The following is a 13,574-nucleotide window of genomic DNA, read 5'->3' as shown; positions in this document are numbered from 1 at the left end:
CATCTCGCCGCGTTCTATTCGGCCTTGATGTTGTTGTCCCTCACCACCTTGCCCCAGCGCGTCGTTTCGGTCTGCATCCACGCTGCGATCTGCTGACGGTTCATGTCCGAGGGTTCGGATCCGAGTTCCTGGAGACGCTTGGCCACGTCGGGCCTCGCCACGATGCGCTGGACCTCCGACTGCAACTTCTCCAGCACCGCGGGTGGCGTGCCACCGGGGGCCAGCAGACCCTGCCAGGAGCCGGTCACGAAGTTCGGGATCTGCGAGGCGACGGTCGGTACACCCGGGACGGCGGCAAAGGGCTTGGCGCTGGTCACGGCGATGGCCTTGATCTTGCCGCCCTGCACCAGGGGATTGGTGGCCAGCACGCTCGCCATGGCCGTGTCGATTTGCGCGCCTGCCAGGTCGGCCAGCGCCTGCGCACCCCCCTTGTAGCCAATCACGTTGAACTCGAAACCTCTGTCTTGCGCGAGCAGGATGCCCGCCAGTTGGCTGATGGAAGCCAGCGGTGTGCCGAAGCTGAGCGGCTTGCCGCTCTTTTTCTGGTACGCGGCGAGTTCGTCGATGTTCTTGACGGGCAGATCCTGGCGAACAACCAGCAGATGCGGCGAATAGGCCGGAATGGCAATGGGCGCCAGGTCTTTTACCGGGTTGTAGTTGAGCTGCGGAATGACGCTGGGACCGATCGTCAGCACCGACATGTCGAGCACCAGCAACGTGTACCCGTCGGGTGCGGACTTGGCGACGTAAGAGGCGCCGATCTGGCCGTTGCCCCCGGCCTTGTTCTCGACGATCACCGTCTGCTTGAACGTCTCGCCCAGCTCCTTTGCCAACAGACGCGCCAGCACGTCGGAGGTGCCGCCCGGCGGATTGGGCACGATGATGCGGATCTGTTTGTGCGGGTAGGCCGCCGCGTCCTGGGCATGGGCCGCAAGCGATGCGCCGGCCAGCAGGGCCGCCGCCGCGAGGCCGACCACGCTGCGCCGCCCGATGAGCGGGATGAATGAAGTGTCGAGGGTTGCCGAGGGCATGGTTGTCTCCAGTTGTTCGAGGGTCGAAACGGTACGGCGCTGATGGCCATGTTCAAGGTGCCGGGTAGATCACGTTCTCCAGCGCCTGCCCCTGCTGCAGTCGCGTGATATTGCGGGCCATGAAGCCGTAGCGCCGCTCCAGCAGGGCGGGCGTGATGGCCGATATGTGGGGCGTGCAGCGCACGTTGTCCAGTTCATGCAGTGGCCAGCGCGACGGTGGCACGGGCGCTGCGCCCTTCTTGGGATACTGGTACCAGACGTCCAGCACGGCCCGACCCAGTCGCTGCTGGCTCAAGGCTTCGTACAGCGCCTGCTCTTCGACCACCTCGGCACGCGCCACGTTGACCAGCAAGGCGCCCGGCGGAAGCAGGCCCAGTCGGCGTTCGCTGATGAGGCCGCGTGTGCTGTCGTCCAGCGGGCAGCAGAGGACCAGCACCTGGACCCGCGGCAACACCTCGTCGAGCGCGGCGGCCGCGACGTACTCATGCGCCAACTCGGCCGGCCCCTGCCTTCCGCTACGCGTCACGGCAATGACGTGCATGCCGAAGGCACGCGCACGCCGTGCGATCTCCTGACCGATGTGCCCAAAGCCGACGATGGCGACGGACTTTCCATGGGCCTCGTCATGCGGGGCACGCTTCGAATAGGACGCCGCCCAGGCAGCCGCGTCCAGGCGCGCGGGGTACTGCCACAGTTGCAGGAAATGCTCCAGGATGGCGTGCAGGGTGAACTCCGCAATCGGAACTTCATGGCCGTGCACGTTGCATACGGTGATACCGGCCGCCAGCGACTGGCAGGCGATCTGTTCCGACCCGGCGCCGGGCACGTGCACCAGACGGCAGCGCAGGCGCGCGGCCTCGTCCGCGTTCAGGCTGTTACTGATGACCACGTCCGCGTGGATCTCGCCGGTGGGGGGAAAGCTGTCCAGGGACTGGACTTCGTGTTCGGGCCCGAGCAGCGCACGCAGGCGCGGCGCATGGGGGGCGTGGAGTCCGACAATTTTGATCAACATGAAGAAGAGTCCTGTACGTCTGCGGTGCGTGCGGGTCAGCGGCTTTCCCGCACGATCAACCCAGGCTGTTGCTTGAAACCGTCCTGCAGGCGGGTGCCCAGCCCGGCCATGACCGGTGGCTGGGCCATGCCCTCGGTGATCACCGGCAATTCGGTGACGATGTCGCGATACCAGGTGGCCAGCGTCGCACGCACGACCTCCTGGTAGATCGCGGTCGGCGCATGCAAGGCCATGTGAAGGCCGGCCATCAGCGTGACAGGACCCGTGCAATCGTGCGGTGCCAGCGGTCGGTTGTAGGCCTGGGCCAGCGCGGCGATCTTTCGCCCTTCGGTGAAGCCGCCGCACCACGCCAGATCGAGCATCACCACATCCAGCGCGTCCGCCGCCAGCAAGTCGCGAAACGGGCGCAGCCCCCCCAGGGTCTCGCTGCCGCAGATCTGGACACGGGTGCGGCGGCGCAGATCCGACAGGCCGGCCGCGTCATCCATCTTGCAGAGCGGGTCCTCGACCCAGAACACGTCGTATTGCTCCAGCGCCTGACAGATGCGAAGTGCCGAGTGGCTGCCGAACAGGCTGTGCAGTTCGCACATCACCTCGATCCTGTTGCCGACGGCTTCGCGGATCAGGCGGAACGGCTCGAGCCCCTTCTCCAGGTCCTGCAACGTGATCAAGTGGCCGTTGCTGGCAGGCGCATAGATGTCGAAGGGCCAGATCTTCATTGCCTTGTACCCCTCCGACAGCAGGCTCCTGGCCAGCGCGCCGGCATCCCGCATGAAGGCGACCTGATCGTCGTACGGCCCGTCTGACCGGTCCGCGGCGCCGATGTCGCGGCGCTTGCCATTCGTGTTGAAGGCGTAGCCCGCACAGGTGTTGTAGACCGGCACGCTGGAGCGCGCGCCTCCGCCCAGCGCCTGATAGATCGGCACACCCTGCCGCTGGCCGGCAAGGTCCCACAAGGCGAGGTCGACGGCGCTGGCGGCGCGCACTTCCACCCCCGAACTGTTGTACCCGACGTAGGGGGTGAGCAGGTGGCGCGAGACGCCTTCGATATGACGAGCGTCGCGCCCGAGCAGCCAGTGTGCGAGCTCTTCGTGGAGGCAGGTCTCGACCGACGCGGCCCCCCTGAAGGTTTCCCCAAGTCCGACGAGCCCGTCATTGGTTTCGAGTTCGAGCCAGATCAGATTCGGGCGGTCGGGCAGCCGAAAAGTACGAATGCAACGGACAATGGGCATGTTTGCAGCTTTTTATATGTTCAAGACTACTTTGCCCTAAATCCAAGGCAAATCCATTGTCTCCATAACAATCCGAGAGAAGAATGACCCATTTCCTCTGTTTACCCTGTAAATTTCTGTCATGACATCCAAGGCGCGAACCGCATCTGACACACAACGGGACATCGACCCGGATCTCCCCTCAGCACCGCACCGCGCACGCCGACTGCTGAGCGACAAGGCGTATGAGGACCTGATGCAGTTGCTGGGCACTCCGGGCTTCGAGCCGCGGGCGCGCCTACCCGGCGAGACAGCGCTGGCGCAGCGCCTCGGCGTGTCGCGCCCGGTGTTGCGTCAGGCCTTCGCGCGCCTTCGCGAAGAAGGCCGCATCGAGGCGCGCAAGGGGTCGGGGACCTTCGTCACCGATGCCCTGCCGCAAGTCAAGCCGCTCTCGCTCGGCACGCTCGAGAACATCGCGGACATCCGCGCCTTTCTGGAATTCCGGTGCGTCATGGAGGGCGAAGCTGCCGCTCGCGCTGCGCTGATGCGCAACGCCGACCAGATGCACCAGGTGAGCCTTTGCCGCGAGCGCTTCGAGCAGGCCCTTGCAGAAGGCAGCGATGCCGTCGAGGAGGACGTCGCCTTCCACGACGCTGTCGCCCAGGCCTGCGGCAACCGCTTCTTCAGCATGACGATGACTGCGCTGGCCCCGCAAACCCGCTTCAGCATCGGTCTCTCGCGCAGCCTCGCCGGTCGGCCTCGGGATGCACGGAGGGCCGGCGTTTGCCAGGAGCATGCCGCCATCGAACTGGCACTGGCACAGCAGGATGCAGTGGCTGCGCGACAGGCGATGGAAGCCCATCTGCGCGGCGGCATCGCTCGACTCTTCGGGTCCGGAGCAAACGATTGACAACAACGCCTGAAGGGGCGGGGCGGCGTGTTCCAGGCCGCCCCCGTGGAACTCACGCGAAACCGTCTGAAAGAGACTTGGTTCCTGAGCGGCAGAGCCCGCGTGCTCAGCAGCCCACCAGGGTTCAACCTGGCAGTTCGGCTTCCGGTGGGTGCTCTGCAAGAAAGTCGATCAGGAAACGTACCCCTGGCAGCATGCCTCGTCGGGTCGGAAACGTCGCCTGAATCTCGCTGGGCGTGCAACCCCATTCGGGAAGGACGCGCTTCAGTCGACCTTGCTGGAGCTCGTCATCGCAGATCAGCTGGGGCAGCAAGGCGATGCCGACTCCGTCCAGTGCCGCGCGGCGAAGCGCGTACATGTCGTCCGAGACGAACCGGGGACTGATGCGCGTCTCGGCGGATTCGCTACCGCGCAGGAGCGTCCACGTAAAGCGATCACCGGATGTGGCCAGCGCCAACGTGGCCCAGTTCGCGAGATCCGAAGGGAGAGCAGGCTGGGCCTGCGCCGCGAGCAGTTCGGGACTGGCCACGAGCACGTCCGTGGTCTGGCCGAGTCGGCGCGCGACGACGCTCGAATCGTCGAAAGGCGGCCGTCGAACCCGCAGCGCAACGTCAATGCCTTCCTCGATCAGGTCGATCCGGCGGTTGGTGGCGAACAGCGAGATGTTGATCATGGGATGCTGCTTCATGAACGTCGGCAGCAGTGGCGTGAGCCAGAACTGCGCAAGCGTAATGGGGCAGCTCAGGCGCAGCGTGCCGGACGGTTGCCCGATCGCCTGTTGCACGACCTCGCTCGCCGACTCGCCGGCAGAGATGACAGCCAGACAGCGCTCATAGAACAGCTGGCCTACGGCTGTGACGGCCAAACGGCGTGACGATCGCTGCAGCAGCCGTGCGCCCATGCGATCTTCGAGCAGCGCAATGCGCCGGCTGAGCCGGGATTTCGGAATACCCAACTCACGGCTGGCGGCGCTGAATCCGTTGTGCTCGACCACCCGCGCGAACAGCACCAAATCGTTCAGATCTTCCATGCGATCTCCGTCGCCACATCATGCATCGGAGATCGTTGCGGCAGTGGAACGAAGCGTTCCATCCGGCTGAGTTGTTCGGTGGCGCGCTTGCCTCAATGATCGGCCCATCACTCGTCCAGCCCGGCCGAGTTAAGGAGCCTCCGATGAACCTTCTTCATATTGACAGCAGCGTCCTTCGCGAGCGTTCAGTCTCGCGAGAACTGAGCGCTGCGACCGTTGATGCCTGGCGTCAGGCGCATCCGGGAGGGACGGTCAAGTATCGCGACTTGACCAGTGTACTCACCGGGCACCTCAATTCCCCAGCTGTTCAGACGCTTCGGTTTGGAGCCCCTCCGACGCCGCAGGCCCAGGCGGAACTGGCCCTCTACGAGGAGCTCGTCAGCGAGTTCCTGGCCGCCGATATCGTTGTCATAGGCACGCCGATGTACAACTTCAGCATCCCCAGCCAGTTGAAGACCTGGCTCGATGTGCTTGCGCAAAAGGGGCGCACCTTCAAGTACACCGAGAAAGGCCCCGAAGGGCTTGCAGGCGACAAACAGGTGGTCATCGTCTCCTCGCGCGGTGGCATTTACAGCCTCAGTCCGGGCAGTGACATGGATTTTCAAGAACCTTACCTGGCTGCTGTCCTGAGGTTCTTCGGCATCCAGCGCATTGACGTGATCCGCGCGGAGGGCGTCAACATCAGCCCTGAGAAGCGACAGGCAGCCATGAGCGACGCCCACCGGCAGATCGACGAACTCTTCGCGAACGCCGCTGACGACGCCGCCAAAGCCATCGCATGAAGCTCGCTTCGTTCCATCACCAAGGTGATATGCACTTCGGCAGGGTCGAAGGCGATGCGGTCATCGTCCTTTCGGAGCGCGATGACGCACCGGCCGGAGTTCGAGAGCTCCTGACGCGGGGGGAGGGCGGCCTCGCTTGGGCTCGAAACGAGAGGACGGGCGATCGACGTGTTTCATTGAAGAGCATCGAGTTACAGGCGCCCGTCCCGGATCCGCAGAAATTCCTGGCCCTCGGCGGCAACTATCCTTCGCATCTTGCCGAAGCAGAAAAAGCCGGCGTCGTGCGCGGGGCCGGGCAAGTCTGGTTCAACAAGCAGGTGTCATGCATCACCGGCCCATTCAGCGACGTTCTGAAGCCCTGGATCTCTGATCAGTTCGACTACGAAGGCGAACTTGGCGTCGTCATCGGCACGCGATGCCGCCACGTTCGAGCCGAGGATGCTGAATCGGTCATCGCCGGTTATGTTGTCTGCAACGACATGAGCGTGCGGGACTGGCAGCTCCGATCACCCACGCATACGCTGGGTAAGTCCTTCGATACGCACGGCCCCTTCGGCCCTTGGCTCGTGACGCGCGACGAAATACCAGACCCACATTCGCTTCGCCTGAGAACCTGGGTGAACGGCGAACTGCGGCAGGACGCCAACACATCCGAGATGACACATCGCATCGGCGCAATGATTGCCGAACTCTCCACCGCCTTCACTCTTGAGCCCGGCGACGTGCTGTCGACCGGTAGTCCCGCCGGCGTGGGCGGATTGATGGAGCCTCCCCGCTACCTCCAGCCAGGTGATCGGGTCCGGGTCGAGATCGACCGCATCGGTGCGATCGAGAACAGAGTGACGGCAGAGCCGACGCTCTGAGCGGCGGCAGCGCGGCGTTCACATCCCCCTATTGGAGACAGTCATGACCGACCCACGTGTTCTTCCGGACTATCAGGCGACCCGCATCTATCCGGTCAAGCTGGCGCACGTCGTGCTGCGGGCTTCCGACCTTTCGCGTTCACGCGAGTGGTACATGAAGGTCCTGGAAGCGCGACCCGCTTTCGAGAACTGCACCGTGTGCTTCCTGATGTACGACGACGAGCATCACCGCATCGGCCTGATCGCCCGGCCCGAGCTGACCGGGAGCTCCGATGACCGTCCCGGTCTTGAGCACATTGCTTTCACCTACGGCTCACTAGGGGAGCTGCTTGCGACGTACAGGCGCTTGGCATCCCATCAGATCGAACCTTACTGGTCGATCAATCACGGCCCGACGATCTCGCTTTACTACAAGGATCCGGACGGCAACCGCCTGGAGCTGCAATACGACGTCTTCCGGCGAACTGAAGACCTGGACGCCTTCTTCGCCAGCGGTGCCTACGCCGACAACTTCATGGGCGTGCGCTTCGTCCCGGAGGAGCTCATTGCCCGATTCGAGGCGGGAGAGCCGATCGAGCAGATCACCGCGCGCCCGCCGCTTGCCGCCGGCACGACCCCGTGGGACATGTTCGTTGCCTGATCCTTGCAAGCGAACATGCCGGGCGGGCTCTTAGCGGCACCAGGCTCAGGAGGCCTCGCGAGCCCACTGAACCGCGTCGGCGCCTGCCGGGATTTCCATCGGAGACGACGGGTCGATCGCTGCGCGCCAGACCGCTTCGGCCACATCCGCAGAGCGGGTGCCGGGCCCCGGCGAGGCCCGCATTGTGGCCATGGTCTGGCGCATGAAGTCCCCGTAGGCTTCGTCGTCCGCGCCGCGCAGGTGGGTGCCGGCTGTCTCACGGAAGCGGGTTTCGCCGGAGGAGCCTGGCAGCACGATCCGCACCCGGATGCCGAAAGGCTCGACCTCCGCTGCCAAAGACTCGGTGAGGGCGTTGACTGCCGCCTTCGAGGCGCGGTAGATGCTCACGAGCGGCAGTGGCTTCATCGTGACGCTCGAACTCACGTTCACGATCACGCCCGAACGGCGCCGGCGCATCTGAGGCAAGACGGCCTGCGTGACTGCGATGGTTCCGAACGCATTGGTCTCGAACAGCGCGCGCACGGTCTCCATGTTTGTCAGCTCGAAGGGCGCCGGCGCGCCGAAGCCGGCATTGTTGACGAGGACATCGATCGGGCCGGCGGCTTCGACGGCCCTTCGAATGCTCTCAACGTCGGTGACATCGAGCTGCAGCACACGCAAGCGGCTGGATGCGGGAAGCAAGTCGTCGCGGGGCTCGCGCATCGTCGCAACCACCTGCCAGTCTTGCGCGAGAAAGTGTCGGGCCGTTTCGAGGCCGAAGCCCGAGGAACAGCCAGTGATGAGAATGGTCTTCATGAATGTCGTCTGGAACAATGGAAGCCTCACGATAGGGCGGGGCGAGCAAACTATCCACAATGGAGAGTCCGTGTTTCATGAGCGAGAGTCCGGCTGTGGTTGACCCGTTTGCGGAGGTGGTGGCGCTGTTGCAGCCGACTGCGCGGTTTTCCAAATCCATCGCGGGCGCGGGCAGCTGGAGGATTCGGCGCTCCGACGCGGGGCAGCCCTTCTACTGCCTGATCCTGGAGGGAAGTTGCCGGCTTGCGCTGGACGGACAGGCCCCGATCGTCCTGGAGGCCGGCGACTTCGTTCTGGTTCCCGCGGCGTTCGGGGTCGGCATGTCGAGTCTCCCGCCGCCAAAAGAAGACGCCGATTCGGTGCCTGTCGCTCTCGGCGCAGGCATCTTCAGGATCGGCATGCAGCACGGCCCGCCGGATCTGCGCATCCTGGCGGGCCACTGCCGGTTCGGCTCTCACGATGCTGCGCTGCTGGTGTCGCTGTTGCCGCAGTTCATTCACGTGCGCGGCGCTCAGCGCCTGTCGACCCTGGTACAGCTGTTGGAGGACGAGTCGCGCGAACAGCGCCCCGCGCGCGACGTCGTGCTGGGGCGGTTGCTCGAGGTGCTACTGATCGAGGCCCTGAGATCGAACACGGGGACCAGCGCGTCGACCGGCCTTGCAAGGGGGCTGGCCGACGAGCGACTCGCCGGCGCCATCCGGGCCATGCATGAACAGCCTGCCAAGGCGTGGAGCGTTGCGGCGCTGGCCGAGAGGGCGGCGCTCTCGCGTTCCACCTTCTTCGAGCGGTTCAACCGCGAGGTCGGAATGGCCCCGATGGAGTACCTCATTGCCTGGCGCATGGCGCTCGCGAAGGATCTGCTTTCCCGCAAGGAGGGTGGGATTGCCGAGGTCGCCGAGCGAGTCGGCTACGGCTCGGCCAGTGCTTTCAGTATCGCCTTCGCTCGCCATGTGGGTCAGCCCCCGTCGCACTACGCGCGCGAGCAGGCATCCCTGCGTACGGCTCGGTCGTCGATGATGTAGACGCGCCACGAACATCCGATCCATCGAGGATCAGGTCAGCAGTCCGGAAGAGTCCTTGGACGAATTGAGAAATCAGCCATGCCAGTGATGAAAAACTGCCTCCGACACATGCTTTCGATGACGTTGGCCGTGCTGCTGACCGCGTGCGCGAGCTTGCCGCCTGGGCGCGTCGGCCCGGACACCGAAGCCATTTCCGACTGGGCCCAGACGCAGTTGCACAAAACGGTTTCGCGCGCATTGCCGGCAGACGGCCGCTCGGGGTTTCGCCTCCAGCCGTATGGTCCGACAGCTTTTGCAACACGCATCGCGCTTGCAAGGATGGCCACCCGCAGCATTGACGTGCAGTATTTTCTTCTGGCGCCCGACAGCACCGGGCTGGTCCTGCTGAGGGAGCTTCGCGATGCAGCAGTGCGGGGTGTGCGCGTGCGGATACTTCTGGACGACTTCAACACCGTGGGCGAAGACGAACTGCTGTTGGCTCTGAGCAGCTACCCGAACGTCCAGGTCCGTTTGTTCAATCCGTATCCAGCAGGGCGATGGAGCATCTGGTCGCGTTTTGCCGCATCTGCACCTGACTTCAACAGACTCAATCGGCGCATGCACAACAAGCTGTTCGTGGCGGACAACGTCGCGGCCGTGACCGGCGGGCGAAACGTTGCAGACGAATACGCCATGAACAATGCAGGGTCGAATTTTCTCGACATGGACCTCTTTGTCGCGGGCCCGATGGTGCGCGACCTGTCGGACGCGTTCGACCACTATTGGAACAGCGAGGTCGCGCACGATGTTTCCGACGTGGTGCGTAGCGCATTGGGTAGGAGTGCCTTGCAGAGCGCCTTTGAGAAACGCGCTGCAAGTGCAGTGTCATCGACTGTCGGCCCTCTCGACGGCGAGCGCGTGATCGGCCACTCTACCGGCGACTCTCTTCAGTCGGTGACCGATCGAGCTGCCATGCTTGCCCTCCCTGAGGAGCTGACTTCCGGCCGTCTGAATCATCTGGTCCCAGCGAGAGGCCGCGTGCTGTTCGACCCGCTGAGCAAGACCCATCGCTCGGGGTCGCTCTCCAGCGAGAATTCCACCGTGACCCAGCGCGTCGTGCAGTGGATGCAAGGCGCCCGTGCGCGGGTGACCATGGTGACCCCTTACTTCGTGCCGGACGACGAGGGGATGGAAGCACTCATCGGTGCGAGCGGTCGAGGACTGAAGATCACTCTGATCACCAACTCTCTCGCGTCCACGGATGTTCCGCTGGCCTACATGGCCTACTGGCGGCGACTGGAGGCTCTGCTTCGCGCCGGCGTGAACGTGACCGAGGTCAGTCCTGACTTGGTTGTTCGCAGGCATCGCGCCGGCGCCGAATCGGAGCAGGCGGAGGACCGAGCGCTTTCGGCACTCGCGTTGCACATGAAGAGCGTCATCGTCGACGATCAGGAGATGTTCCTTGGTTCGATGAACCTGGACTTGCGCTCCACAAAGCTGAACAGTGAACTTGGCGTGATCGTCGACAGCCAAGAGTTGGTTCAACAGATCAAGAGGTTTATCGAGGCTACCCGTTGGTACACGCTGCGGCTGAGTTCAGCGGGGGAAGTTCAGTGGGTGGAGCAGGTCGGAGACCAGGCAGAAAGAGCCTACAACGCTCCGCCGGAGACCTCTGTGTGGCGACGCACGTTGCTTCGGCTGCTCGCCCCTCTTGTCACCGAGGACAACTTGTGATGGATCCTTGCCGTGCTTGAAGGCAGGATTGGCAGCCTCCTGAAGGCATCATGCATATGGGCCTGACGAACTAGGCGGGTCGACGGAAACGGGGGTGCGGATAAAAACTTGGACTACCAGGAGGTAGTTCGTGTATTCCTACGAAGATCGGATTCGAGCCGTTGAGCTCTACATCAAGCTCGGCAAACGCGTCAGACCCACCATCCGTCAGCTGGGTTATCCAACAAAGAATTCTCTGAAGGGCTGGTACAACGAGTACCAGCAGAAGCTCGACTTGCCGGCGGGCTATGCGGGCCGGAGACCCAAGTTCTCGCAGGCGCAGAAAGCGGCAGCTATCGAGCACTACATCGCCCACGACCGCTGCATTGCTGCCACCATGAGGGCACTGGGCTACCCCTGCAGGGGGACGCTGACCGCTTGGATTCGCGAGGCCCTTCCTGAGGCCAGAAGGGCTGTCGTTGGCAGTGTGGGGCGACGAAGGTATTCCGGGAAGCTGATGCAAGCGGGAGTCATGGCGCTTTGCACGCGCGAGGAAAGTGCCCAGGCTGTCGCCGACAAGTTCGGCGTGTGCCGGCCAACGCTGTACAACTGGAAGAACCAACTTCTGGGACGTGAGGCACCCGCATCCATGAAACGCACCAATCCATCTCCGCCATCGCAGGAGCGCGACGAGCTCGAGCGCCAGGTGGAGTCGCTGCGCCGCGAAGTCAGGCAACTGCGCCTTGAGCAGGACCTCTTGCACAAGGCGAACGAACTGTTAAAAAAAGGCCTGGGCGTCGACATGCAGCTCCTGCCCAACCGGGAGAAGACACTGCTGATTGACGCCCTCAGGGAGCACTATGGCCTGCCAGAGCTCCTTGCACAGTTGGACCTTGCGCGTAGCTCGTACTTCTACCATCGGGCCCGTGCAGAGGTGGGCGACAAGTACCTGGAGGTGCGGCAATCCATCACCGACATCTTTGAGTCGAACCACCGCTGCTATGGCTACCGCAGGCTGCAAGCTTCGCTCACCAGGCAGGACGTCGCAATCTCCGAGAAGGTCGTGCAACGGTTGATGAAGCAGGAAAGCCTGGTTGTTCCAAAGCCGAGGAAGCGCAGGTATGCGTCATACCTTGGCGAGATCAGTCCAGCGCCTGAGAACCTCATCAACCGCGACTTCCAGGCCGCGGTCCCCAACGAGAAATGGCTCACGGACATCACGGAGTTCCAGATCCCGGCTGGCAAGGTGTACCTCTCGCCCATCATCGACTGCTTCGATGGAATGGTCGTCAGCTGGACCATTGGGACCAGTCCGGACGCTGAGTTGGTCAACACGATGCTGGATGCAGCCATCGAGACAGTGGCCGAAACTACTGACCGGCCTGTGGTTCACTCCGATCGGGGCGGCCACTACCGCTGGCCTGGTTGGCTATCAAGAATGAGCGACGCGAACTTCACCCGCTCGATGTCTCGCAAGGCATGCTCACCTGATAACGCAGCTTGCGAAGGCTTCTTCGGTCGGCTGAAGAACGAGCTGTTCTATCCTCGAGACTGGAAGAACGCCACCATTGAGCAATTCATCGAGGCGGTCGACTCGTACATCCGCTGGTACAACGAGAAGCGGATCAAGATCTCTCTTGGCTCTCTCAGCCCTATCGAATACCGGGTGAGCCTTGGACTTGCGGCATAAAACCAGTCCAAGTTTTTATCCGCACCCCCGCCGGGTCAATTTTCGGTGGCAATCAACAGTTAGGCGAGACTGGAGACGAGATTGCGCAACATACGCCAGTTCTTTCAACGTCATTCGAAACTCCTTCGTTGTCGACACGTCGCCTCGGGAAAGCGGTGCGCGCGTTTAAATGCCCGAGGACGACAAGCGTCGGAAGAAGAGATCTGCGTTGAATGAAGGGAGATGGAAAGCGGCCTTTTTCTACTCGCGCGCAAGTAAGGTTGGCACCTGGCGCGCAGTTTAGCGTAGCCACTGGCTGGCAAGCAATAGCGGGCAGGGCGGGGTGCCGGCGGCCGGTGTCGTTATCGTGGCCTTCGTAAACGCCCGTTTATCGTCAGTTGGTGGGCTAGGCCACGCACAGGTTTCAGAATCGGACCTGCAGCGATAGCAGACGCCGAGAGAGGAACTCAGCCGGGCTGCGCCGCTGCATCAGCTATTTGGAGGGCTCTCGATCTGATTCGCATCGAAGCTCGCGCCCATCCAACGTTCTATGCGGGTGCACACGAACCTGCTCTGCTTCGACTGTCCGGTGAGCCTTGCCAGCCTTGCAGTCAAGCAATACTGGCATGAACGGATGCATCGGGATCCTGGTCATAGCTGGCTTCGCGCGACGGTTGCCATCATGTTTCATCAGCCGGAGAACCGAGAGAAAGAGCAGCCGTTGACCAACCCCCGTGCATTGGTCTCTTTTTGCCCCGTGATCTTCCGTGTACTGCATCGAACGGTTAAATCGCAGCCAATAACCGACCGATGGTGCGACAGCGTTTGGAGCGCGGCCCCGGAGCCGAAAGATTCGTGGACCTCGCGAGCTACCCCGAGGCGCTAGTCTCCCCGCTGTCGCAAGGATGGGCGAGTGT

The 13,574-nt window shown here is 63.1% G+C and carries 12 protein-coding genes; 7 read left to right on the top strand and 5 right to left on the bottom strand.

The window, feature by feature from the left end:
- Window positions 1–14: 14 nt before the first annotated feature.
- The 3 genes from L1081_RS12130 to L1081_RS12120 are packed head-to-tail and all read right to left on the bottom strand — an operon-like array spanning window position 15 to window position 3,275.
- Window positions 15–1,031, bottom strand: a complete 1,017-nt coding sequence (locus tag L1081_RS12130) for a tripartite tricarboxylate transporter substrate-binding protein (RefSeq protein ID WP_489416621.1) — start codon at window positions 1,029–1,031, stop codon at window positions 15–17.
- A 52-nt stretch (window positions 1,032–1,083) separates the two neighbouring features.
- Window positions 1,084–2,043 (bottom strand): NAD(P)-dependent oxidoreductase, encoded by a 960-nt coding sequence (locus tag L1081_RS12125; protein ID WP_489416620.1) that lies wholly within the window; start codon window positions 2,041–2,043, stop codon window positions 1,084–1,086.
- 35 nt (window positions 2,044–2,078) lie between these two features.
- Window positions 2,079–3,275 carry an enolase C-terminal domain-like protein gene (locus L1081_RS12120; RefSeq protein WP_489416619.1) on the bottom strand — a complete coding sequence of 399 codons (1,197 nt, stop codon included), beginning with the start codon at window positions 3,273–3,275 and terminating at the stop codon, window positions 2,079–2,081.
- 121 nt (window positions 3,276–3,396) lie between these two features.
- Between L1081_RS12120 and L1081_RS12115 the strand changes: the two genes are divergently transcribed.
- Window positions 3,397–4,164 carry an FCD domain-containing protein gene (locus L1081_RS12115; RefSeq protein WP_489416618.1) on the top strand — a complete coding sequence of 256 codons (768 nt, stop codon included), beginning with the start codon at window positions 3,397–3,399 and terminating at the stop codon, window positions 4,162–4,164.
- A 124-nt stretch (window positions 4,165–4,288) separates the two neighbouring features.
- Here the strand turns inward: L1081_RS12115 and L1081_RS12110 are convergent, their stop codons facing one another.
- Entirely contained in the window at window positions 4,289–5,194 is a 906-nt protein-coding gene (locus tag L1081_RS12110) for a LysR substrate-binding domain-containing protein (RefSeq protein ID WP_489416617.1), read from the bottom strand.
- A gap of 143 nt (window positions 5,195–5,337) precedes the next feature.
- Between L1081_RS12110 and L1081_RS12105 the strand changes: the two genes are divergently transcribed.
- Genes L1081_RS12105 through L1081_RS12095 form a run of 3 tightly spaced genes read left to right on the top strand, consistent with a single transcriptional unit; the run spans window position 5,338 to window position 7,479 of the window.
- Window positions 5,338–5,976 carry an NAD(P)H-dependent oxidoreductase gene (locus L1081_RS12105; protein WP_489416616.1) on the top strand — a complete coding sequence of 213 codons (639 nt, stop codon included), beginning with the start codon at window positions 5,338–5,340 and terminating at the stop codon, window positions 5,974–5,976.
- Window positions 5,973–6,839, top strand: a complete 867-nt coding sequence (locus L1081_RS12100; protein ID WP_489416615.1) for a fumarylacetoacetate hydrolase family protein — start codon at window positions 5,973–5,975, stop codon at window positions 6,837–6,839. Before L1081_RS12105 ends, L1081_RS12100 begins: the two co-directional genes overlap by 4 nt.
- Before the next feature lie 43 nt (window positions 6,840–6,882).
- A complete protein-coding gene (locus tag L1081_RS12095) occupies window positions 6,883–7,479 on the top strand; it encodes a VOC family protein (protein ID WP_489416614.1) in 597 nt (198 codons plus the stop codon).
- A gap of 45 nt (window positions 7,480–7,524) precedes the next feature.
- On the opposite strand, the gene L1081_RS12090 is transcribed toward L1081_RS12095, so the two are convergent.
- Complete coding sequence (locus L1081_RS12090; RefSeq protein WP_489416613.1) at window positions 7,525–8,274, bottom strand: SDR family NAD(P)-dependent oxidoreductase; 750 nt, start codon at window positions 8,272–8,274, stop codon at window positions 7,525–7,527.
- Between the two features lie 95 nt (window positions 8,275–8,369).
- On the opposite strand from L1081_RS12090, the gene L1081_RS12085 reads away from it, so the two are divergent.
- The 3 genes from L1081_RS12085 (at window position 8,370) to L1081_RS12075 (ending at window position 12,678) form a co-directional block, all read left to right on the top strand.
- Window positions 8,370–9,296, top strand: coding sequence for a cupin domain-containing protein (locus L1081_RS12085; RefSeq protein ID WP_489416770.1), 927 nt, complete (start codon window positions 8,370–8,372; stop codon window positions 9,294–9,296).
- 78 nt (window positions 9,297–9,374) lie between these two features.
- A complete protein-coding gene (locus L1081_RS12080; RefSeq protein WP_489416612.1) occupies window positions 9,375–11,009 on the top strand; it encodes a phospholipase D-like domain-containing protein in 1,635 nt (544 codons plus the stop codon).
- Between the two features lie 130 nt (window positions 11,010–11,139).
- A complete protein-coding gene (locus L1081_RS12075; protein WP_489416611.1) occupies window positions 11,140–12,678 on the top strand; it encodes an IS3 family transposase in 1,539 nt (512 codons plus the stop codon).
- Window positions 12,679–13,574 lie beyond the last annotated feature (896 nt).

The organism is Variovorax sp. MSC1_012 (assembly GCF_023667525.1).
In the GTDB taxonomy this organism is placed as follows: Bacteria; Pseudomonadota; Gammaproteobacteria; order Burkholderiales; family Burkholderiaceae_C; genus Variovorax; species Variovorax beijingensis_B.
Note: the sequence above shows the minus strand (reverse complement) of the source record. Positions and strands in the feature narration are given on the sequence as shown.